This is a genomic window from Paenibacillus motobuensis (assembly GCF_039521865.1).
In the GTDB taxonomy this organism is placed as follows: domain Bacteria; phylum Bacillota; class Bacilli; order Paenibacillales; family Paenibacillaceae; genus Fontibacillus; species Fontibacillus motobuensis.
In genome coordinates this window covers 125867-149315 of sequence record NZ_BAAACX010000016.1, presented here as the reverse complement: position 1 = coordinate 149315, position 23449 = coordinate 125867, and the positions used below count along the sequence as shown (strand labels likewise).

Sequence of the window (23449 nt, the reverse complement as noted above, 5' to 3'; positions counted from 1 at the left end):
GAATTGGCTAACTATAGTCTTGCCAAAAAAAACAGCGAACCCACATAAGAGGGTCCGCCGATCTCAAAAGCTAATATCCGCTTATTTCAATTTGCTCAGCTTGTCTCCAAAACGTTCGCCTAGAGTAATGCTAAGTCCTTGGTTGCTAAGGGAAACATTAGGGTTATCGCCCAGATCTTCTTTTCTTACGCTGCTGCCTTTCGAAGGCTTCTCGCTCTTAGGCGTCGGAGCTGGTGCTTCTTCCGTTTCCTTAATGCTCAGGCTCGCACGTTTTTCAGATGCGCTCAGGTCCAAAATTTTAACTTGAACCGTTTGGCCTTCTTTCAACACTTCAAACGGCGTGCCGATATGTTTATGAGAAATTTGCGAAATATGAACAAGTCCTTCAACGCCTGGAGCGATTTCAACGAAAGCTCCAAAATTAACAAGACGTTTTACTTCACCGCTCACAATATCGCCAATATGGAATTGCTCGCTTGCTGAATCCCAAGGTCCTGGCAAAGCAGCTTTGATGCTCAGGCTGATTTTACCTTTCTCAGGGTCAACCTTAAGAACTTTAACCTTGACTTTGTCTCCCTCAGAGAGGACGTCAGCTGGTTTGTCAACATGGCTCCAAGAGATTTCAGACACGTGTACAAGTCCGTCCACGCCGCCCACATCAACAAATGCGCCGAATTGGGTCAAACGCTGTACTGTACCTTCGATCACTTGACCTTCAGCAAGGCCAGCCATAACTTTTTGCTTGTTAGCCTCGAATTCTTCATCGAGAACATCCTTTTGGGACAGGATTACTTTGTTGTTCTCTTTGTCGATTTCTTTCACTTTTACGCGCAGCGTACGGCCTTTGTAATCGCTGAAATCTTCAACGAAATGGCGTTCAACCATGGAAGCCGGAATGAAGCCGCGCAGACCTACGTCTACAACAAGGCCGCCCTTAACAACGTCGGCAACAGTAACTTCGAAGGTTTCTTGGCTGTCCAAGCGAGCTTGCAATTCATCCCAAGCGTTCTCGCTGTCGATTGCACGTTTGGAGAGAACCAGACGTTCCTTCTCGTCGTCGATGCTGACAACCTTGGTCTCAACCTCTTGACCAACCTGTACGGCATCCGCAATGCTGTCCAGGTGGACGGAGGACAATTCACGAATAGGAATAACACCGTCATATTTATATCCAATGCTGACATAAGCTTGGTTATCCTCGATTTTGACGATCGTCCCTTTTACGGTGTCCCCTTTTTTCAAGGATACGATTTGCTCCATTTCTTCTTGGCTTGCCAGGGCGGCTTCCAAGCCATTCTTTGTTTCTTCCGACATGTCAATAACCTCCTCAATTCAAAAAAAACCATTTATTTAAACTCGCTATTAGCGTAGTTCAAAACAATTCACGAATATAGCTTACCAATTATCCCCTGTCTTCATGCATTCACAGCAAAATGGGTTTTATCGCTATATCGATTGTTTCAGTTCTGTAATTCGGGACATAATGGCATCTGTGGCCAGATCGACCGCTTCGGTCTTCGGCGCTTCCTTGAACTGGTCCATATCGATCGGTTCGCCGTATACTACAGTCACTTTACGAAAAAGTTTATAATTGCCGATAATAGCTGCAGGAATGACTACTGCATCACTGCGGAGCGCAAAGGTTGCCGCCCCTTTCTTGCCTACTCCCATATCTTCCCCTTTAGCACGGTGGCCTTCAGGGAAAATACCCATTACATGTCCATCACGAAGCAAAGTCAGGGAAGTCTTGATCGATTCCTTGCTCACGCTGCCGCGTTTGACAGGGAAAGCTCCTAGCTCTTTAATTAGCCAGCCAAGGCCAATAATATCGAATAATTCCTTCTTGGCCATAAAATGAACCTTGCGATTCAGCAAAATGCCGATCGTTGGAGGATCCAGCAGACTGATATGATTAGCACATAACAGTACTCCCCCCTCTTGAGGAATATTCTCCATTCCCTTCGCTTCCAAGCGGAACAGTGCCTTATAGATTACTCGAAGCACTGCGCGACAAAAGCTATAAATCATCTATACTTCTCCCTCTCTCCCTTGTATGCTCTGCGCCCTAGATACGATAAATTCAGCAACCTCATCAATCGACATATGTGTCGTATCCAGTAGAATCGCATCCTCAGCCTGGCGAAGCGGAGATATCGTCCGTTCCCGGTCGAGACGATCACGCTCTGCGATATCAAGTTCAAGCTGCTTCAGAGTGATGTCGCTTTGTTCCTTCATTTCCTTGTATCTGCGAAGAGCTCTCTCCTCAATGCTTGCGGTCATGAATATTTTGACTTCAGCATTAGGGAGCACCGTAGTTCCGATATCACGGCCATCCATGACAACGCCTTTACGCAAAGCCATTTGCTGCTGAAGTGAGACAAGCCTGCTCCGCAGCCCCTCGATTTGCGCATATCGGGACACTTTGGCGTTAACTGAAATTGAACGGATCTCCTCAGTGACATCTATGCCACCAACCAGCACCTGCTGTCCGTTCTCTCCGGGAATCAGTTCGATTTCCAGATTGTTTACCGCTTGCAACACTTGATCCACATCTTCCGAAGATATACCTTGCTGGAGCATAGACCAGGTCGCAGCCCGGTACATCGCACCGGTATCTACATAAACATAGGACAACTTGCCTGCTACCTTACGGGCGATAGTACTCTTACCTGCCCCGGCCGGCCCGTCGATCGCGATGTTAATTCTGCAGTTAGCCTTAGACGCTGCACTTGCCAATGGGGCATTCCTCCTCAAAAACGGGTCTCAAGAAAAAAGCAGGCTTTGCCTGCGACGTGAAAATTATACCACACATACCTAAGGGATGCAAAAGAGAATAGCGCGAAAAGAGTAATATTAGCGCCTATTTTCCCGCTGAATCGGAACTCCCTCAAACTTATCTGCGGATGAAAGTAAGTGTCTAATTTCAGGTATTCGAAGCGCCAATTGCAGCAAACATAGGCTGATCACCAGCAATAGAATGATCCTTCTCATCCACCGCTCGACCGGCCTGCAAACTCGCAAGAACAGCTCCGTATAATCATGTGCGTCTTTGTCATTCACCCTAATCCCCCCTTACACTCATTATTAGGTATTTCCTAATTTGAGGTTGGGGAATCATTTCACTACTAGTGTTTAGTGTGTGTTCAAAAAGTACGGTTTTCAGCACCGAGAAGGTTGAATGAAGCTAGGGACTGAGGAGCGGAGCTACACGTTTTCGTAGAAAACGACCTCGAAAGCATTTGCTTGTAGTGGGTACGTGAGCACCTGAGATGTTTCCGAAGGAAACATGACTTCGTAAGCATTTGCTAAGGCCCGGCTGAATTCAAGATTCGATGTCGAATAAGCTTTCAGTATTTCTTCGTGTTAGATATAGAATTTATTCGTTATCAACGGAGTTGATGAAATTCTATATCGCAAGAAAACCTTCCTTTGAATCGCGGTCGCTCATCTCTGAATGACTTCGATCGGTTTTCTTATCAAAAGTGGACTTTTTGAACTTCCTTTATCAACGATTCTTGAAGTCAAATTGCCGTTCAAAGCAGTAGCGAATAATCTTCTGACGCTCCATATCGGAAATGCTGACCAGCTTCAGCATAGCGATCACTCGATCAGTCTCCAGCTTCTTAATGCGAACAACCTCAGCTTCAAAAGGCACATGATCAATGGAACCATTCTTGTATGGGATCAGCAGCCAACAATACAACTGATCACCTTGGGAGAACTTGTATTTACTGTCGCATTTGAAAGAGACTCCGCCTCCCCCGACATCATCTGTATATGTGATAAACCGGGTGTTGTCCTTCATTCTTACCGCGATCTCCAGATCAGCCACCACCCGAAGGAAATTTCTCCTTTGAATCTTGGTAATCGTCTCTGGCTCCGGTTTGCGAATACGTATCATCTGCACCTTATCATCTGCAAAGCCGGTAACGTATGTATTAAAAAAATTCTTTATCCCGCCCTCAGACAGAAAATATACAGAAAGCTCGTCCCCAACAACAAGCCGCTTGAGTCTTCCTGTTCCGCTCTCGATCGGTACCTCAATCAAAAATGAATCTTCATCATCGTCGGCAATTCGCGATTTATACTCTTTCTCTTGCACCTTCTTGTCAACAGAAGCGACATGGATGTAGACAAGATCATTTACTTTCGGGTACAAGCTTTCACCTCCTACGTCAACATACATATAAAATTATATCACGCTTATCCCCATATAGGAGATACAGAATTTTAAAACATTCCATTAAAGTAGAAAGAGCCGAATCAGGTCCTTTAATAAGGCTTCCTGGTCCAGCTCCTGTTGGATTTTGAAGAGGTTAAGCTTGCTTCTTATGCTTTGGTAGGTTTTGATGATTATCCGTCTTGTTCGTTGGTTTATTGCTTCTTATCTCTTCGATATTCTCTTCGGTACCGTTCTCTGCATTAATATAGATGCGATAATCCTTACCGTTGATTGAACCACCGAATTCGTAAGTCAGCACTTTGTCAGACAGATCATTCTTAATGAGCGCTAGTCGGTTGTATTTCTCCTTGAAATCGGAGTTCAGATACTTCCGTGCTTGGTCTACCGTCAGTTTCGGCTTAGGAATCTTCTGATTAACGTCACGCTCATACACATAATCACTTGCCTGCAAGCCAGTCACTTGGCCATTGTCCAGACCTACACGTACAGTAACTTTCTCAGGATAGATCAAGACATCTCCTTGTTTATTAACAAAGGTTAAGCTCCCGATATTGTCATATTGATCATAGGATACCGCAGTCATATTAGGGTACCCTTTCTCCTTCAGGAACTTTTCCGACTCAGCTCTTGCTTCTTTATAGCCTAGTGATCTCGGACCAATTGTCCGTTCGCAGGAATAGGATATCAGATGCCCGCCATTACGGGTATAATCCAGCGTATAAGTCTCATCCTTCTTACCATCGGACTTGGCTGTGTAGGAAGCCCACTCCGTACCGCGCCCATTCTCCACAACCTTGATGTTACCGCTGTGATGCCCGATAAATTGTGCTGCCTTATGCTTGATATTCTCAGCTGTAATCGGGGTTCCACCAAGCTTCTTCACCGACCGTTTTGTGTACATACTGGATACGGATGGACCCCAGTCAAGCTCAGGATATTCTCCTACCTTCTTATCCACCGTCTTGAAGCCATCGATAATCGTATTATCCTTCGCTTCTTTATTTGTCGCCAAGGCGGTCTCTACGTCCATCCAACGCAGACGATTGGAGATAACTTTGTCCTGAACATCTTGAAGATCCTTGGAGATTTGTGCTGAGCTATTGTAAAGCTCCTTCAAATTTTTAACCTCATTATCCGTTAACGGCTGCTTGGTCAGATCGCGAACCGCTGTCTGATAAGAGAAGTTAGAAATTCGTGATAGGAATTCCTCGGTCTTGCTGAAAGGAAGCATTGTAAGCGGAAGCTGGTTGATCTCATTTTGCGCTTCGCTTGTAATTCTCCAGACATTAACCAGACCCTTGCGCTGGGAACCGGTCGATGCCGAATGAACCGCCAGCGTGTTGCCAAGCTGACTATGAAGCCGATCGACATGATACGACAAGTCATGGAAAGCGCGCTGATATTGGTTCTCGGCTTTGATCAAGATCGAGTTCTTCTCCTGATTCTCCTGATATCCCCATACCAATGCGCCGATTAATAAAAGAGTGGCTATAGGAAATAAAATCGCACTCAAACGTTTATACATTGGCTAAAACTCCTTTCTTCATCTAAGCTGTGCTTATTTTGAGTTGAAAAAAGAAGCTTTATTCATACTGTCTGGAAAATTAGGATATCCGCACCGAATTATAGTGCTTCCTCAATTAAAAATTCATCGCGGTTGTTGCAGAGACACTGCTTAAAGCCTGTTTCGATCTGGTCTTTATCCTTATCTTTCCTCCCCCGCAAAATGAAACGCTCACCACATGCTTTGCAGGTTATACTAATTTTGATGCGCATAGCAAAAAGGCACCCCTTCCCGTTAACGGATCATTTGCCCGTAATAACTGGATTTAGGATGCCCTATTTGTAGTCATATTAATCTTGGCCCCCCGCCTCAGTAAGACGGAAGGGAGAACGTTTTGTAGCGCGATAGATTTTGCCCAGGCCTCCATACCAGAAGAAAGCCATCAGTGGAACGATATACCATATCCAATATTGCGATAAGTTATCTAGTATCCAATCATAGACCCCGTGCCAGAATAAAGGCAGCAGAAGCGAGAAGAGTAAATACTTACGGTTGCTCCATCCGATCGAAAACTTCGCACGACCCAAGTAATATCCCATCATGACGCCAAACATGGCATGTCCCGATACCGGAAGCAAAGCTCGGACCATCATCGTTCCCATTGTCGCATGGCTGGCAAAGGCGTAGATTACATTCTCGACGGTTGCAAAGCCAAGCGAAATGGCCGTTGCATAAAGAATGCCGTCATAAGGCTCATCAAACTCGGTATGGTGATATATGAGATAAAATAAAACAAACCACTTTAACGCCTCTTCGACGCCGGCGGAGACAACAAAAGCTTGCACTATCGGACCGTCTCCCAGCCAGATCGTTAAACCGCGCTGTAATATCATGACCGGCAAAATGACTAGAAATCCGATCAGAAACACCTTAAGAACCATCTGCAACGGTTCAGCGTCGTACTTGTCCCTGAGATAGAAATAAGTAAGCAGGGCGATACCTGGAGCGACCGCTGCAGTTAAAATTGAGAAAATTAGCAAACGGGATACCTCCTTGTATCGTCCCTTATCTCAAAAATAGCTGACCTTAAAAGTCTGCTTAATTTTGTAATTTAAAATGGCTGCAAATCACTTCCACAGCATTCTCTGCGATGACTAAGCTCCCGTATTCCTCCAGCACAGCCGAGGTTACTGGTGTAGCATCGCCGAATTCCGCCATTACAGCGATAATGGCCTGAATCTTGGCCTCTTCAAGAGGCTCAGGATCTACTTGCAGAATCCATTTGTTATTATATTTATACAATCTGCCGAGATCTTTAAGCATATGATTAAGAACGTGAGCCGCTTCGATCAATATTTCGAAGTCATCGAAAGAATACAGAATGGTGTCACTGCTCTCTAAGGTCACTTCCATTTCATATACTTCATCCGGCAATTCATCCTCATAAGACGACCCAAATCCAGGATGATGATGGTCATATTTACCGCGTGTAACAATCACGACCATCCCTTGTGCAGGCAAAGCGATCACTTCAACAGCCAAAGGACCGGTAGCATCGAATCCAACTTCCTTGTATGCCTGATCCATCATTTCAGTAAACAAGTCATGAACCTTGGGAATCTCTTGCCACATATCCTCTTTCTGAATGCCACGCTCGCTTAGATCATCAAAAGTAAGGAAAATCCGTATCTTATCCTGGCCAAGTCTTTCTATCCTCATACAGGATCCTCCTCTCATGCCGTTGTTATAACAAATTATGAAACGTGTTTTAATATGTGATGGAAATGGTTCTTTGTATGTATGTTATCATTTATTTTAAGTAAATGCACGTAATAATGTTAGGCAAAAAAAGAATCATTTTTCGCTGAATTATCGTATCCTGCGAAAAATGATTCTTTAAAGTAAGTTTCCACTGCTTGTTAGATCTATTCAGTTACAATCCTGGAATTTGTGTGTTGCTCTCCTTAAGAATGGATTCGACTTCTTGCAACACTTCTGGATTCCCCTTAATAAAATCTTTGATCTGATTTACAGTGTGTTCCTTCGAATGATTCGCTGCGGACGATGTGCTCTGACTGGGAAACACCTGGGCACTTAGCGTGCTCCCACGGCTACTCGTCGATCTAGCCTGCCCGTAATCCTTCCCCGTCTTCATGCCCGCCAGGCTCAAAGCTGAACCTGCTTCGCTCATCATACCCATCCAATTGATTTTACGCTTAGATGCCATGACTCCAGCGGTGGCGCCGAGGACAACTCCCCATAAGAATGTGGAAGATCTCACCTGAACAACCTCCTTAGTTATGATAAAATCACACTTATTGTTCGCCCTTTAAAACAAACTCATGCGGCATAAATACAGGAAAGCATTGCATGTCATACAGATTGGCTCACGCCAGGGGTAACAGTTCAGAACGTCCGCCCAAATATTTACGCAAAGCAGGTGGAACATAAATAGAACCATCTTCACGCTGATGATTCTCCAACAGCGGGATTAATATTCTCGGCGAGGCGACCGCCGTATTGTTAAGCGTATAGCAGTACCGTAGCTTCCCTTGCTCATCCCGACAGCGAATATTCGATCTTCTCGCCTGGAAGCTATGCAGATCCGATGCGGAGTGTGTCTCGCCATAATTGCCACGACTTGGCATCCAGGTCTCAATGTCGTACTGCTTGTAGGTCTTCTGCGACATATCGCCTGCGCATACAGCCATTACCCGATATGGAAGCTCCAAAGCCTGCAGAATATGCTCGGAATGTGAAGTGATCTCTTGAAGAAGTTGTTCCGATAAGGCAGGGTCAGGCTTACAAATAACGACCATCTCCACTTTGGCGAATTGATGAACCCGGTATAAGCCACGTACATCCCTTCCTGCTGATCCGACCTCACTGCGAAAACAATTGGAGACGCCGGCTAGCTTGATTGGTTTCTCCACATCAACGATCTCGCCCCTATAATATGAGACAAGCGGTACCTCGGACGTACCGACCATCCATAACGATTCGTCTTGTAGAGCATAAGCTTGATCCTTTCCGGTTGGAAAAAAGCCGGTGTTAATCATATTTTCTTCACGAACCATCATGGGAACATCAAATGGGATAAAGTCGTGTTCCAGGAGCAGATCCAGTGCGAGCTGCTGAACGGCGCGATGAAGAAGCAGTCCCAACCCCTTCAAATAATAGCTGCGGCTCCCACCGACTTTGACCCCGCGCGGTATATCAATCATATCGTGGCGGATGCCCAAGTCGACGTGATCGAGCGGATCGAACGACCATTCTGGACGTACTCCCCATCTTCGTACCTCAATATTGTCCGCTTCCGAATTTCCTTCCGGCGTGTCGGGTGAAGGAACATTCGGAATGAGCATCATGAGGCGTTCAAATTCATTATTCACTTGATCCAGCTTCTGCGACATGCCTGCAATCAGCTCGTTAAGCCGCTTGAGCTCGATTTTGCTTAGCTCCGCTTCATCAGCCTTTCCCGCTTGCAATAGCTGTGCCACCTGGGCTGAGCCTTCATTTCTCTTCTTCCGCATCCCTTCAACTTTCCCCAGCAATTCCTTTCTCTGATCGTCCTTCCGCAAGCATTCTTCTACAGATACCTCGATCCCCTTTTTCTTCGCAGCCGCCTGCACTTCGGCGGCATGGTCACGAATCCAATGAATATCCAGCATTTCTAAACCGCTCCTTTTGGCTCTGATAAAAATACAAAGAGCGCCCTCATCCTTTGGGACGAGGAGCGCTCTGCTCGCGGTGCCACCCAATTTACTGAAACGTAATAACACAGCTTCAATCACTTGGTTCCGCGGTAACGGGCGGTCCGTTAAACTTAGGATAGACATCTCTATCTTGACGAGAACGCCTCTGAGTTGGATTCTCTTCATCGGCATTTTTCCGGTTATGTTCTTGTTGTTCTACATAATATATGCAGCCCACTCAAAATGTCAAGCCATGTTCAAAAAGTCCGCTTTTCAGCACCGAGAAGGTTGGATGAAGCTAGGGACGAAAGGAGCTTCTACAAACCATATTTTTGGCCCCAGGGGGATATACTGATACCCCACCACAATAAAAAGACGAGCAATCCTATAAAGATATACAATAGCGAGTTGAGGAACCATTTCTGCAGCTTCAGCCGCTGTGACGGAAACATTTGCTTGCGTGTCGGCAAGTCCTTCATATTGGTTCCATCGGCTTCGTCTTGTTCCTTGAATACTTCATCCGGAACTTCGTTCACAAGCAGAGTTTCATCCCGAGATGCATTCTCATACTCTTCCTTCTGATAGTCCGCCAAGAAATCCGGTCCTGTTCTATTGGCTCTAGCTTCTGATGAACGACGATGTCTGGTCTTGGTGTGTTTGGTCTCACGGCTGCGTTCATACCGTTCAACCCTGCTCAAACGTTCACTCATGTTTCCCTCCGATATTTAATGACTAGCCCAGATACAAGGTCGATAATGAAATGGCATAAAATAGGCGCCCAGAGGGTCCCTGTCAGAACATAGATGTAACCTAGACCATAGCTGCTCAAAAATACCCACCCCGTCGGAATCCAATGCTTCAAATAACGGACATGAATCACTGCGAATAGAATACTCGTCCAATAAATGCCAAGTCCATGCTGGATAGCTCCCCGGAACAGCAATTCTTCGCATATCGCTACTACTAAGCAGATCAATATAATATGCCAAATAGGACGGCTTCGGAAGAGCATATTGTTAATTCCGCCATCATCCATGCTATCCTCCCCAACAAATCTGGAAATGAGCATATCTGCACAGAACATAACACCGGCCAATCCGATACTATAGTATGCAAATTCAGGATGTTCAGGAAATGTTAACACAGTTAGGGGGTTTCGCTTCTGAAATAACAGTATGATTATACCGATAAATAAAGTAAGTCCTTGAGTAAGATACAAATTGATCAACAAGATTCGTTCATTAAGTTGACCGGGATCGACCTTTTGTATCTTGATTTTGCCAAATTTGAACTTTTTCATATAATTTGTCAAACCCTGTCCTTTATAATGATGTTGAGATGAATACCTATTTGTTCGCTCATGGACTGAAAAATATGAAGTAAGGAGCGGTACTCATGAATCGCAAATCGAATTCCTCCCGTAGTGAGATGCTGTTTACAATGGGCTTTCTCTTCACCTTGATCGCTGCCTTCGGAACGTTCTTTCTGGGCTTGCAGATCGGCGTTAGCAAGACGGAGGCGAAATACGCCAGCATCGCCAATTATGACTATGTGCTTGAATCCGATGGTTCCTATCAGCAGCAGGATTTGGTAACTTTTTATTTTACGGTCTTTCAGCCGTACCAGAATTTCAAGAACAACTACGTCTCAACTATGGATAGATACCATCGAGGCGCTCATGGCGACGGGGATGTGATCTCCAGTCAGACACTGAAGCAGTTACGCAAATCAGCACAGGATCAGTACAAGGAAATTGCATCGTATCAAGTATCCAGCAATTCTCCACTTTTGCTTGAAGCTCAGGCCGACATTCTGAAGAGTCTGCGACTCTTTGATGAGAATATCGATCGGTCGGTCAAACAAACAAGCATTATCACATTAGCCAAGCTGTCAGATAGTCCGGAGACTAACGATGAATTTCTGGAGAGCGCTGTGAATTTTGGGCTTCAGGCTCAAAATAAGTTCTATGCATCCATCTTAAAATGGAGTTCCAAATACGATAAATCCATTCCGGACTCATTCAACTTCAATACCGGCACTACGATCAAGGAATGGAAGAAATACTCCTTCGCCATAAAGAATAAAGCTGTTGCTGATATCATGCTTAAGGACAAAATGTATGTGAACTATCTGCCTCAAGATATGACAGCTAAGATCGATCAAATGATTACTAGCGGAAAGGCATCATCGCTCAATCTTAATTCTGTGCAGTCCGTTGTGAAAATTCTCACAGAAACAGAAGCTATTCAGGAAAATGAATTTCTAAAATGGAAACCTGCTTTTTATAAATCCGAGTCACTTCCTGAACTGCCTTTTTTCTTCGAGGACTGAAGGATCAGACAGAAAAACAGAGTTTTTTCGACATTAACAAAATCATAACTAAAAAAACGAGCAGATTCAAGAGCGCCCCGCCACCCGGGCATATTGTACCATTCACAGTATTGACACCTTTCTTAGACCATGGTACATTATGAAAAATCATACTCATGAAAAACAATGAAGGAACATGGCTGCTATGAAACTCCCAGAGAGCCGGTGGTGCTGCGAACCGGTAGTGTACGTAACAGCTTAAGCGATCCTGAGTCACTGCGTTGAATCTCAAGTAGGCGCAGTCGGAGAACTCCGTTATCAGTTTTGTCTTGACGACAAATGAGGCTGCTTCTGCGAAGAAGCAGTGAATTAGGGTGGTACCACGAACAACTCTCGTCCCTTACTACGGTAGTAGTGTGCGGATTGAGAGTTTTTTTGTTGCCCTGATACACGCTGAGCTGCTTCATAGCACGTTGTGCCTTTGTCGCAGTATAACGGGAAACTACTGAAGAGAGTGAGCAAATGCTTCTGCAAGGCGAGTGAACGAGCACATTTATAGAAGTTGAACTATTAGTTCAGCTTATATATACAAAAAAGACAAATATTTAGGAGGCAAAGAAATCATGTTTAAAGTTCTTGTATCGGATCCTATCAGTGACTTGGGGATTCAACAGCTCGTGGAAGCTAGTGACGTCGTAGTAGACAAAAAGACAGGACTTAGCGAAGATGAACTGGTTCAAATCATTCCTGAATACGACGCATTGCTTGTTCGCAGCCAGACAAAGGTGACCGATAAAATTATGGAAGCCGGCAAAAATCTCAAGGTGATTGGTCGTGCCGGCGTCGGCGTTGATAACATCAACCTCGAAGCGGCAACGAAACGTGGAATTATCGTCATCAACGCGCCGGATGGCAACACGATTACGACCTGCGAGCATGCCTTCGCCATGATGATGGCCCTTGCCCGCCACATTCCACAGGCATATGCCAAGACCATCTCCGGGACTTGGGATCGTAAATTCCTCGGCGTAGAGCTCCGCAATAAGAAGCTCGGCGTGCTAGGTATGGGCCGGATCGGTTCAGAAGTCGCCAAGCGGGCCAAGGCATTCGGAATGGATATTCTCGGTTATGATCCGTTCCTGACCGAAGACCGTGCAGAGAAGCTGGGAATCAAGCTATCCAGTGTCGATGATATCGTCCGTAATGCTGACTTTATTACGGTTCATACTCCATTGACTCCAGAGACCAAGCATATGATCTCCCGCCCTCAATTCGAGGTCATGAAGAAAGGCATGCGCATCATCAATTGTGCCCGCGGCGGAGTCATTGATGAAATGGCTCTTGTTGAAGCGATCGATCAAGGTATTGTGGCCGGAGCTGCCTTCGACGTGTTTGAGAAGGAACCGCCGGAAGCGGATCATCCATTCCTGAACAATCCAAAGATCATCGTTACTCCGCATCTAGGTGCTTCTACCGTTGAAGCCCAGGAGAATGTAGCCATCGACGTATCCGAGCAAGTGCTGCACATTCTTCGTAACGAGCCGTTCAAGAATGCTGTTAACATGCCGCCGGTTGCACCAAGTGTAATGAATAAGCTGACTCCTTATTTCGAGCTTGGCGAAAAGATCGGCATGCTTGCCGCTCAACTGAATCAACAGGCTGTGCAAGAAATTCACGTAGACTATGCCGGGGATCTGGCAGAGGTTGATACGCAGCCATTGACTCGCTATATTATCAAAGGCGTTCTGTCCCGCCACTTCGGAGACGATGTCAACATCGTTAACTCGATCCATCTGGCCAAGGTACGCGATGTGAAAGTGGCTGTAACCCAAGCTTCGGCAACAAAAGGCTTCACGAATTTGATCAGTGTAACGCTGAAAGCACCGGACGGCACGGAACATTGCATCGCTGGAACGCTATTGAACGGCTATGGTGCAAGAATCGTCCAAATCGACAAGTATCCGGTGGATATCGCTCCAGAAGGCCACCTGATCTTCGTATCCCACAATGACAAACCGGGGATGGTCGGTCATGTAGGAACCCTGCTTGGCAGCAACGAAGTCAATATCGCTTCGATGCAAGTTGGACGTAAGATCGTAGGCGGCGCCGCGATCATGGTTCTTACCGTGGACAAGGCCGCTCCTGCAGAGGTAATTAGTAAGCTGACTCAATTGCCTGAGATCAATAAGGCGCAACAAATCGCATTTATCTAAGATATTAAATAAGGGCAGTCTCCTAGTAGTTCCATTGCTAGGAGATTGCCCCTTTATTTGGACTTAAGGAACATGTTCCACGTTGAACAAGATTTCTCTCGCTCGTTCAACAAAAAAACCATCCTTTCTGCAAACAGGATGGTCATACATTCGAATTATTGATGCCTTTCGACAGGCAATATCATATGGAATATCGTCCCTTTGCCGAGCTCGCTCTCCGCTTGGATCGTACCTTGATGCGAATCCACGATGTTCTTCACAATTGACAATCCCAGTCCGGTTCCTACCGTCTCCCCCCGTACACGGGCCTTATCAGCCTTGTAGAACCTCTCAAAGATGAAGGCAAGGTCATCGGAAGGAATCCCTGCACCGCTGTCCTTAATTGAGGCATGCAGCTCCTTACCGAGCTTACTCTCGCGAATGTGGGCGCTGATTCCGATCTCTCCCCCATCTGGCGTATGCCTGAAGGCATTATCAAGCAAGTTCGTCAGTACTTGTTCCAGTCGGTCCTCATTAGCCTGTTCCAGATACATCGGCGAATTATCAACTTCCAGCTTAAGCGTGATGTCATGCTCCTTGGCTCGAACCAGGAATTTGCGGTGCATACGCTCCGCCAACTCCCTGAAATCCATTTGTGCCATCGGCATGTCAATATAACCTGCCTCCATGCGGGCCAGGTCGAGCAAATCACGGACGAGGCGGGTCATGCGAAGTGATTCATCATGGATTACTTGTACAAGCTCAGCCTGTTCCTCAGGCGTCGCAGCCATCCCGTCAAGAAGCGCTTCGCTATATCCTTGCATCATCGATAGCGGTGTACGGATCTCGTGGGAGACGTTGGCGACGAAGTCGCTGCGCATCTTCTCCAGCTTAACCTGCTCCGTCACATCACGTACGACTGCCACCGCACCACGAATCTCTCCGTCTGAGGCAAGCGGAGTCATATGTACGGACCATACGCCTTTCTTCACATGAATATTCATGCTCTGGTCGCCTTCCTGATCCAGTACACGATGGAACATAGGGATGAGCGGCTTCGGAATTCCGCTCCAATAATCATCCTCCGTCATTTCCTCCATTTCAGAGGCCGAATCCGGAAGATCCCCCCAGAGCTCAAGTACTTTCTCCCCAGGAGGATTCGTCAAAATAATTGCACCACTGCGGTCCAGTGTAATAACTGCATCATACATACTCCTTAGAACGCTGGACAGATGCTCCTTCTCATGCTTCAAGCTCCGGATCGTATTCTCCAGCTCTTCAGCCATATGATTGAAGGTAATTGATAAAGTTCCGATCTCATCGCTTGTGCGAAGCGATAGCCGAGTATCATACTTCCCCTTGCGAATCGAGTCTGCCGCGCGGATCAGCTGCTGCATCGGCTGCGTAATCTTTGTGAACAGAAACAGTGCGAAGAAGGTGGTGAGTGAGAATCCAATCACACATACGATTACAAACATCTTCTTAATTGCGGCTGAATTCGTAAAGTTCGTGTCGATATACGGCAGCAAAAATAATCCTAATATCAACAGTACACAAGCAACCAGGCCAATGATCGTCATCCACAGCTTGCCGACCAGCGATCTCCAGAAGCTCACTTACTTAGCAACCTCCAGCTTATAGCCAACTCCCCATACTGTAGTGATCATGGCCGCTGATTCTGGTGATACTTTATTCAATTTTTCGCGCAGACGCTTCACATGCGTATCTACTGTACGAAGATCGCCGAAAAATTCATAATTCCATACGTCCTTCAGCAATTCCTCACGCGAGAATACCTTATCCGGCGAAACCGCCAAATAGTGCAGCAATTCATATTCCTTTGGTGTCAAGCTAACTTCCTGCCCATTGGCTGTAACACGGTGTGCGTCATGTTCAATAATAAGATGAGGGAACACAATGTTGTTGCTGGTTCCGCTTTCTTTGGTCAAGTAAGCAGTCGCAGAGGCGCGGCGCATAATCGCCTTGACACGATAAATGACTTCACGCGGGCTAAAAGGCTTAACTACATAGTCGTCAGCACCGACCTCAAAGCCTTGAACCCGGTTCATCTCCTCACCCTTTGCCGTCAGCATCAACACCGGCGTCGCTTTTACTTGTCTTAATCGATTGCACACTTCAATGCCATCGATTCCCGGCAGCATCACATCAAGCAGAATTAAGCCATAATCGTTGGACGTCGCTTTTTTCAGTGCGATTTCTCCATCCTCAGCTTCGTCGATTTCGTAACCTTCTTTTTCCAAATACATTTTTAGCAATCGACGAATACGCTCCTCATCATCAACCACCAAAATGCGATTCTCTTGATCTGACATCAACAACAACCCCTTCATCATCTTACCCATTCACCAGAGCGAATTATAGGATTAATAATATTGTTAGTCTGTGCCCGCGTAAGAATGCAAACCTGCAATAATGAGATTAACACCCACGAGCGTAAACATTACCACAAGGAAACCAATGACGGCGATCCAAGAAGCCTTGCGTCCGTGGAAGCCACGAGACAAGCGCAGATGTAAATAAGCACTATAGTAGAGCCACGTAATGAGTGCCCATACTTCTTTTGGATCCCAACCCCAAAAACGGCCCCATGCTTGCTGGGCCCAGATCATAGCAAATACCAGTGCCCCAAGTGTAAAGATGGGAAATCCGATAGCAATCGCCCGATAGCTGATCTCATCCGCATCATTCGGATCAATTCCTTTAACGGCAGGCGCCAACACTTTGCTTAATGGACGGCGAAGAATAAGCCTTAGTAATAAATATAGCACAATCCCGGTAATTAGGGCCCAAATCACCGTATTCAATTTACGGGCCGAGCTGGCTCCGCTCATCCATGACGGCGCTTCGAACCAAGCCCGATCCATTCCAAGGAAAGACGGAACAGACTCGGCCTTGCTCTGATAAGGCGCCACGATTGGCGGCATATGGTAAACTCCCTGTTGTTCTATTGTACTATCTTGTTGTACTTGGCTGTCAATCACTGTCTTATTTTGCGTAAATACAGCTTCATATCCACCTGCCCGGAAGGCAAAAACCGACACAATAAAGCCCACTACTATAATAATAGAAAATAGCGTAAATTCAATCCATCTTTTTTGGCGACGTGCTGATTTCTCGTTGCTATCGAATTCGATCGTACGAAGCAGGTATAGCAGTGCTGCTACAAAGCCAACTGCGAAGAAGGCTTCGCTGGTCGCTGCCAGCGTCACGTGAATATACAGCCAGATGGAGCGTAGCGAAGGGATGAGCGGCTGTACATCCTGCGGGAATACGGCGGCATACGCCATAATAATAATCGCAATCGGCAATGCGAACATGCCCAGCAATATTTTTCGATAGATCAGGAAGATCACGGTAAATGCTATCATCACCATCATAGACAGGAATGTCATGAACTCATACATATTGCTGACTGGAATATGCCCGCTATAGGCCCAGCGAAATGCGCAGTAGATCAGGTGCGACAACAATCCCAAGGAAGAGGTTGCAAAGGAGATTCTCCCCCACTTGCGTTCATGACGCTGCGGGTCTCTATTTTTCCACGTCTTCCCCGTAACAGCAACTACATAAAAAATAAAAGAAGCACAGTATAGAAAAAAAGCAATCATAAATCCATATCGGCTAATTTCTAAAAAATCCATACCTATTCCCCCCCATTTTCCAATGACTTCTCATCTGCTTCTATGCCCATCGCGCTTAGGAACGAAGATACTTCACGGCGCATGCCGAACCAGTTCTTCGTGGTATGCGCGCCAAGCGTCAATATTCCTTCATCAATGCGGAGCCAGATCCGCCGATGTTGCCAATAGAAGCTCATGATCAAACCAAGCATAACGATTCCAAGTCCAAGCCATACAAAAGGCATAGCCCGGTCAATCCGAATATTCAAATAGCTCGATGAAGCGATAATGTCTACGTCCTCCATCGACTGTACGTCTAATTCCAGTTTGTTCTGCAGTCCGCCAAGCTTCTCATTAATAGCATCCTGCTGGAATCGTTCTTTATCGATCTGCTTCGGAAAATAGATGAACTGACTGCCTTCCTCCGGCAAATCCGGACCCTTCACTACAAAGAGAAATGCCGGAGCATTCGGGTCCTTGGATTTTGAAATAGGCTGCCCTTGCTCATTTAAGGAGAAATCCAAAAATTTATTTTTTAATTCCAAGGTGTATGGACCAAGCTTGAACTCCTGTTGCGGGTTGTTCATCTCAAGCTTGAATTTCCCATATTGCTCGCCGGTCACTTGATTCACCAATACAGGCTGAACCGAACGAAGCTTAGGGGTTAAATCGAAATCAAATTGATAGGCGCGAAGCCCTTTATAAGTTAGAGGGTCATTCACTTGAATCGCGTGTCGTTGCACCTCTTTAAGCTGAGGCTCCTTGGAAGGATCATCGCAATTCGCGGTACATTCATACAGAACAGCTTTCGTCTCGAACAGCTTCGCGACTACTTTACCCGTCTTGCGGAAGCCTTCGGACATTTCATCTTCCGAATAATATTCCACCCTAAACTTCTCATTCTCCAGATATAGGTTCGTCCCGGGAATCTTCGTCTTCTCCCCTTCGGGGAACCAATAATGCTGATCATAATGCAAGCCAGGCAAGCCCCTGAACAACACGGCCAATAAGAAGACAATCAGTCCGATGTGTATAATATAGGGGCCCCAGCGGCTGAATCGCTGCTTCTCGGCAAGAAGCGCACTCTTCTCTGTATGCACGCGGTAGCCTTTCTTTCTGAGGGGCTTGACAGCCCGCTCTACCCAATCCCTGCCTTCCTCGGCTAGAGGTCCTTGGTAGACGACCTTCTGGCGTGTAAGGAATTGCATATGCTTGGGAATACGCTGCTTTGAAAGCGCTTTGTAAAGTGGCAACACGCGGTCCAGGCTGCAGATGACGAGAGATGCGCCGATCATCACCAGCAGCAGGACGAACCACCAAGATTCATAAGTGTGAGAAAGACCCAGTTTATAATAAATTTCACCAATCTGCCCGTACTTGTCCTTGTAGAAGGTGGTCGGATCAAAATTAATGAAATTGCTCTCCTGCTCAAAAATAGTGCCCAGCATAGCGCCTACGAGCGTAAAGATAATTAAATAAACCGCAACTTTCACCGACGAGAAAAAGTTCCAGATCCGATCGATAAAATTGGGGTTTACGCGTTGGGAACGCCGGGCTACACCATCATAACGCATTTCTAGCAATCCCTTGGAATCGCCTCTGTCATCCAGCGGCTTCCCACAGGATTCGCACAGTACCGTACCAACCCGATTCTGATGACCGCATTCGCATTTTGTATTCTCTATCAATGCCATAGCCTCTACCCCTCAGTCTGTACAAGCTGCTTAATCTGCTCATTCAATGTTTTCAGATTCAGCTCACCTTGCTGGATAGAAGCGATTTTCCCTTTTTTATCTACAAAAAAGGTGGTTGGCATCGGTACGACTCCATAATCGCGAACGGCTTCGTTATCTGTGTCAAACAGAATCGGAAAATCAGTTCCAAGCTGCTGTGTAAAATTAGTTACCGTCATCTTGTCTTCACCCGTGTTGATTCCAAGCACAACAACTCCAGAGTCGCGCCACTTCTCCCACTGCTGCTGCAGGGCAGGCATTTCATTTACGCAGTAGGTACACCATGTAGCCCAGAAATTGATGACGATGGCTTTGCCTTTGTATTCATCCAGGGTATGTACTTTGCCATCGAGTCCAAGCAGCTTCACAGCCGGAGGCTTACTGCCAACCACGGGCTTGTCGTTCCCCCGGCCGAGCACTGCTGAATTGATGGCATATGCTCCTAACACTACAATACAGAGCAACACTATAATTTGAACAGGACGTCTCGCCTTCCCCATATCAATTCTCCTCACTATGACAATTTTCATAAATCAATGAACAAATCGTGAACATCCTATGAACATTATAACGAAAATTGCCATATTTTTCGCAAGGGGAATTATGAATATTATGTGTCTGAATAGGCTAATCTTTTTTTCGCGGTTTAAAATTTCTTTTGTTCTTGTTGGGCTTGACGGGATTTGCAGGCTTATCCGAGCTTTCTCTTTTCAAAGATTTGCTCTTTTTGCCTGATGCCTCAGCTAACTTATATAATCCTTCTACTTCTTCCTTCGTTAAGTGGCGATAGATCCCTCTCTTCAAATTACCGAGAAATAGATCACCGAAGGAGATTCGCTTCAACTTGAGAACCGGATGTGATATCGCATCGAACATACGGCGCACCTGACGATTTCTTCCTTCATGGATCGTAATCGAAATCGTCGATTGCTTACCTTCCGGATCGATATCGTGATATTCCACTTCTGCCGGGGCAGTTATTCCATCTTCGAGCATAATGCCTTGCTTAAGCTTGTCTAACTCGGTGCCATGAGGCACACCCTTCACCGTGGCCAAATAGGTCTTGGAAACGTGATGCTTAGGATGAGTCAGCAGATGAGCAAAGTCCCCGTCATTGGTTAAAATAAGCAGGCCTTCAGTATCGTAATCGAGACGTCCGACTGGATATAGTCTCTCTTTAATACCTTTCAGGTAGTCGGTGACTATCTTTCTTCCCTGCGGGTCTGAAGCACTTGTAATGACGCCCTTCGGTTTATTGAATACGAGATATACTTTCTTCTCTGCACCAATAGTTTTACCGTTTACGGTAATGACGTCTACATTCGGATCAGCTTTTGTTCCAAGCGTGGTCACGACTTCATCGTTCACCATCACTTTACCGCTCAATATCAATTCCTCACACTTTCGGCGCGAAGCTACGCCAGCATTGGCTAGTATTTTCTGTAATCTCTCCATTTTTACATTAGTCACCTCAATACACATGATACCTATAGGAGATGAAATTCACAATAGGCCGCAAGAAAGCTATTCATATTGCAAAAAATATAACCGCCCAAGCAGGAACACTCCCTCCCCAAGGCGGTTAGATCATATGTAATCTCTATATCGAATAATATTAGCCGAATAAGAGCAAGCAAATAAACACAGCAGCGAAGAATCCAACAACATCGGAGAACAAACCTACTTTGAGGGCATAACGACCGTTGCGAATTCCGACAGCCCCGAAGTAAACGGTCAGTACGTAAAGGGTGGTATCAGTACTCCCTTGAATGGTTGATGCAATTCGCCCGATCAGAGAGTCCGGTCCATAGGTTTTGATCAGGTCTGTCGTGAAGGCTAGAGAGCCCGTGCCTGTTAAAGGACGCAGCAGACCTAACGGCAGCACCTCGGCAGGAATACGGAAATATTCGAACATGGGTGATATCAGGCCGACAAAGAACTCGAGCGCTCCCGATGCCCGAAAGACGCTAATGGCCACCATCATTCCGACCAAATTGGGGATGATTCCAATCGCCGTATTAAAACCATCTTTCGCTCCGTCGACGAAGGATTCGTATACAGGCACTTTTTTAAAATAAGCGTATAAAGGAATGAATGCGATCATGACCGGGACGGCCCAGGCCGATAGACTATTAACCCACTCCAGCAATGAAGCTCCCCCCTTTCTACCTTTTCAAAGTAATCGTGTTAGGGGGGCTAAGCGGCGGTATCTTCTTGGAGTATCGCCTGCGGTAGAATCGATCGGCAACAATCGCCGCCATCGTTGCGATCGCAGTAGCTATAAGCGTAGAGCCAACAATCTCCGCCGGGTTTGCCGAGTTAAAATTAAGCCTGATCGCGATCAAAGTCGTAGGAATGAGGGTTATACTTGCCGTATTAAGGGCAAGCAGTGTACACATTGCTGGAGAGGCCGTATCCTTGTTCGGATTCAGCTCCTGGAGCTGTTGCATCGCCTTGATCCCCATCGGCGTAGCGGCATTTCCAAGGCCGAGCAGATTTGCGCTCATATTGGTAAGAATGAAGCCCATCGCCGGATGATTCTTAGGAACATCAGGGAACAGATAAGACACTACAGGTCCAAGCAATTTGGATATCGTCTTGATTAGCCCCGCATCCTCCGCCATTCGCATCATCCCTAGCCAGAAGACTAGTACGCTTATCAGACCGAAACATACCGTAACACCCGTTGCAGCGCCGTCAAAGGCCGCTTGTGTTACCGTATTGATATCGCCCTTGACCGCAGCGAACAAGAAGCCGATGACGATGAGTCCCAGCCATATTTTATTTACCATATCCCCTCATCCCCCTAGTTTTCAGCCAATTCGTTCCTTTCCCTAATCCCCCGAAAATAACAAAGATCTCAATACATGCTGAAATGATGTGAACCAATCCGGCCGCATGCTGCCAGAGCTGTATACCTGCTGATACTGCTTTGGAATCGGAGGAATGCTACCGCGCTTGTAGACCGGAATCTTGCCAATAGGCTTCTGGTCCAACATAATGTGAAGCTCCCCCCGCTTGCCGAAGTGAAGCTCGTTCTCCTCCTGCAGGACAAGCTTCTTGCCGATCCGTTCGAGTTCTTTCGGGGTTAGAGCATACTTGAAGCCTATACCGGCAACAACTCCACTTTGCAAGGTTTGTCCCCTCTTAATAATCTCCATAAGAGGAAAGTGGTCAAAGCCATAATCAAGCAGTTTACGGTGATCATTCCAATCGTCCCCGTCATTAATCGTTACAACCACGAGTTGTTGACCATTTCGGGTTGCTGAACTTACCAGGCAGCGTCTAGCTTTTTTCGTAAAGCCTGTTTTAACACCGTCCGCTCCTTCGTAGAAGCGCAGCATCTTATTTTTGTTAATCCATTTATAATCCCATGGATCATTCGGATTCGGGGCTTGTTTCACCTCGGTTTTGACGATCTCCTTAAAATCAGGATTATGCATCGCGTACGCTGTTAGCTTGGCCAGATCAATAGCGGAAGAGTAATGATTCTTAGCATCCAGCCCATGCGGATTCTGAAATTGAGAATGCTTTAGACCAAGGAGCGACGCCTTCTCGTTCATCAGACGGACGAATCCTTCCTCCGAACCGCCGACATGTTCGGCGATAGCTGTAGCTGCATCATTCCCCGAACGCAGCATTAGGCCAAACAGCATATTTTCCAATGTCATCTCTTCGCCCAAATGAAGATATATCGACGATCCTTCTTTACCGTATGCGGATTTGCCAACCTTGACATTATCGGATAATCTCCCATGTTCAATAGCGACAATTGCCGTCATAATCTTTGTCAGACTGGCAATCGGAAGCTCTTCATCTCCATGATGTTCGTATAGAACCCTGCCGGAGGTGACATCAATCAGAGCAGCCGCTTGGGCATGATCCCCCGGAGCCTGTGGACTTTTCGGCTTGTCTTGCTCTTCAGCTTGTGCCGCTAATGGATATAGCAGCAGAAGACCGCTCGTCAACAAGGATATAAAGCGTATCTTAGATGTCATTCTCATCGTCGTATTCCTTTCGGCTGAATGCTTGGCGAACTTGTATCATTATATGCATTTCACTAAGATAGTATGTCCCAACTTTAGAGGTAGTCAAAAAGGCCACTTTTGATCACGATGAATATCAAGCAGCTGATTCAGCTTCGAATCTTGAATTCACCCGGGCCTTCCGATGCTCACGTACAAACTACGT

The 23449-nt window shown here is 46.2% G+C and carries 24 protein-coding genes and 1 other annotated feature; of the genes, 2 read left to right on the top strand and 22 right to left on the bottom strand.

Annotation, left to right across the window (positions count from 1 at the left end):
• Positions 1–81: 81 nt before the first annotated feature.
• From rpsA to ABD014_RS18510, 13 genes are all read right to left on the bottom strand, one after another.
• Positions 82–1314 (bottom strand): 30S ribosomal protein S1, encoded by a 1233-nt coding sequence (gene rpsA / locus ABD014_RS18570; protein WP_343863534.1) that lies wholly within the window; start codon positions 1312–1314, stop codon positions 82–84.
• Positions 1315–1446: 132 nt separating this feature from the next.
• Positions 1447–2028, bottom strand: a complete 582-nt coding sequence (locus ABD014_RS18565; protein WP_343863532.1) for a lysophospholipid acyltransferase family protein — start codon at positions 2026–2028, stop codon at positions 1447–1449.
• Positions 2029–2736, bottom strand: coding sequence for a (d)CMP kinase (gene cmk / locus ABD014_RS18560; protein ID WP_343863530.1), 708 nt, complete (start codon positions 2734–2736; stop codon positions 2029–2031).
• Between the two features lie 117 nt (positions 2737–2853).
• Positions 2854–3060 carry a hypothetical protein gene (locus ABD014_RS18555; protein ID WP_343863528.1) on the bottom strand — a complete coding sequence of 69 codons (207 nt, stop codon included), beginning with the start codon at positions 3058–3060 and terminating at the stop codon, positions 2854–2856.
• A gap of 445 nt (positions 3061–3505) precedes the next feature.
• Positions 3506–4159 (bottom strand): flagellar brake protein, encoded by a 654-nt coding sequence (locus ABD014_RS18550; RefSeq protein WP_343863526.1) that lies wholly within the window; start codon positions 4157–4159, stop codon positions 3506–3508.
• A 157-nt stretch (positions 4160–4316) separates the two neighbouring features.
• Positions 4317–5708 (bottom strand): germination protein YpeB, encoded by a 1392-nt coding sequence (ypeB, locus tag ABD014_RS18545; protein ID WP_343863524.1) that lies wholly within the window; start codon positions 5706–5708, stop codon positions 4317–4319.
• 98 nt (positions 5709–5806) lie between these two features.
• Positions 5807–5959 (bottom strand): hypothetical protein, encoded by a 153-nt coding sequence (locus ABD014_RS18540; RefSeq protein WP_343863522.1) that lies wholly within the window; start codon positions 5957–5959, stop codon positions 5807–5809.
• A gap of 78 nt (positions 5960–6037) precedes the next feature.
• Positions 6038–6727, bottom strand: coding sequence for a glutamic-type intramembrane protease PrsW (gene prsW, locus ABD014_RS18535; RefSeq protein ID WP_343863520.1), 690 nt, complete (start codon positions 6725–6727; stop codon positions 6038–6040).
• A 58-nt stretch (positions 6728–6785) separates the two neighbouring features.
• Entirely contained in the window at positions 6786–7406 is a 621-nt protein-coding gene (locus tag ABD014_RS18530) for a genetic competence negative regulator (protein ID WP_343863518.1), read from the bottom strand.
• A 214-nt stretch (positions 7407–7620) separates the two neighbouring features.
• Positions 7621–7968 carry a hypothetical protein gene (locus ABD014_RS18525; protein WP_343863516.1) on the bottom strand — a complete coding sequence of 116 codons (348 nt, stop codon included), beginning with the start codon at positions 7966–7968 and terminating at the stop codon, positions 7621–7623.
• A gap of 106 nt (positions 7969–8074) precedes the next feature.
• On the bottom strand, positions 8075–9358 hold the full coding sequence (gene serS / locus ABD014_RS18520) for a serine--tRNA ligase (protein ID WP_343863514.1): 1284 nt from the start codon (positions 9356–9358) through the stop codon (positions 8075–8077).
• 341 nt (positions 9359–9699) lie between these two features.
• Entirely contained in the window at positions 9700–10092 is a 393-nt protein-coding gene (locus ABD014_RS18515) for a hypothetical protein (protein ID WP_343863512.1), read from the bottom strand.
• Positions 10089–10682 carry a CPBP family intramembrane glutamic endopeptidase gene (locus ABD014_RS18510; protein WP_343863510.1) on the bottom strand — a complete coding sequence of 198 codons (594 nt, stop codon included), beginning with the start codon at positions 10680–10682 and terminating at the stop codon, positions 10089–10091. The genes ABD014_RS18515 and ABD014_RS18510 overlap by 4 nt, the downstream gene beginning before the upstream one ends.
• Before the next feature lie 95 nt (positions 10683–10777).
• Between ABD014_RS18510 and ABD014_RS18505 the strand changes: the two genes are divergently transcribed.
• Both ABD014_RS18505 and serA read left to right on the top strand, forming a co-directional pair.
• Positions 10778–11713: a hypothetical protein gene (locus ABD014_RS18505; RefSeq protein WP_343863508.1), complete on the top strand. Its 936-nt coding sequence runs from the start codon at positions 10778–10780 to the stop codon at positions 11711–11713.
• Positions 11714–11869: 156 nt separating this feature from the next.
• Positions 11870–12096: a binding site (T-box leader), on the top strand.
• A gap of 219 nt (positions 12097–12315) precedes the next feature.
• Positions 12316–13905, top strand: a complete 1590-nt coding sequence (gene serA / locus ABD014_RS18500; RefSeq protein WP_343863506.1) for a phosphoglycerate dehydrogenase — start codon at positions 12316–12318, stop codon at positions 13903–13905.
• A gap of 155 nt (positions 13906–14060) precedes the next feature.
• Here serA and ABD014_RS18495 read toward each other — a convergent pair whose 3' ends face one another.
• From ABD014_RS18495 to ABD014_RS18455, 9 genes are all read right to left on the bottom strand, one after another.
• Positions 14061–15500: a HAMP domain-containing sensor histidine kinase gene (locus ABD014_RS18495; protein ID WP_343863504.1), complete on the bottom strand. Its 1440-nt coding sequence runs from the start codon at positions 15498–15500 to the stop codon at positions 14061–14063.
• Positions 15501–16217, bottom strand: a complete 717-nt coding sequence (locus ABD014_RS18490) for a response regulator transcription factor (protein WP_068781771.1) — start codon at positions 16215–16217, stop codon at positions 15501–15503. It lies immediately after the preceding gene.
• A gap of 63 nt (positions 16218–16280) precedes the next feature.
• Positions 16281–17546: a c-type cytochrome biogenesis protein CcsB gene (gene ccsB / locus ABD014_RS18485; RefSeq protein ID WP_343863500.1), complete on the bottom strand. Its 1266-nt coding sequence runs from the start codon at positions 17544–17546 to the stop codon at positions 16281–16283.
• A gap of 2 nt (positions 17547–17548) precedes the next feature.
• Complete coding sequence (resB, locus tag ABD014_RS18480; RefSeq protein ID WP_379341163.1) at positions 17549–19213, bottom strand: cytochrome c biogenesis protein ResB; 1665 nt, start codon at positions 19211–19213, stop codon at positions 17549–17551.
• Between the two features lie 11 nt (positions 19214–19224).
• On the bottom strand, positions 19225–19758 hold the full coding sequence (locus ABD014_RS18475; RefSeq protein ID WP_343863496.1) for a redoxin domain-containing protein: 534 nt from the start codon (positions 19756–19758) through the stop codon (positions 19225–19227).
• A gap of 127 nt (positions 19759–19885) precedes the next feature.
• Positions 19886–20713 carry a pseudouridine synthase gene (locus ABD014_RS18470; RefSeq protein ID WP_343863494.1) on the bottom strand — a complete coding sequence of 276 codons (828 nt, stop codon included), beginning with the start codon at positions 20711–20713 and terminating at the stop codon, positions 19886–19888.
• A gap of 160 nt (positions 20714–20873) precedes the next feature.
• Positions 20874–21362 carry a spore maturation protein gene (locus ABD014_RS18465; RefSeq protein WP_379341161.1) on the bottom strand — a complete coding sequence of 163 codons (489 nt, stop codon included), beginning with the start codon at positions 21360–21362 and terminating at the stop codon, positions 20874–20876.
• A 61-nt stretch (positions 21363–21423) separates the two neighbouring features.
• The gene (locus ABD014_RS18460) at positions 21424–22050 is read right to left on the bottom strand and encodes a nucleoside recognition domain-containing protein (protein WP_343863490.1); all 627 of its coding nucleotides are present in this window, start codon (positions 22048–22050) and stop codon (positions 21424–21426) included.
• 42 nt (positions 22051–22092) lie between these two features.
• The gene (locus ABD014_RS18455) at positions 22093–23262 is read right to left on the bottom strand and encodes a D-alanyl-D-alanine carboxypeptidase family protein (protein WP_343863488.1); all 1170 of its coding nucleotides are present in this window, start codon (positions 23260–23262) and stop codon (positions 22093–22095) included.
• Positions 23263–23449 lie beyond the last annotated feature (187 nt).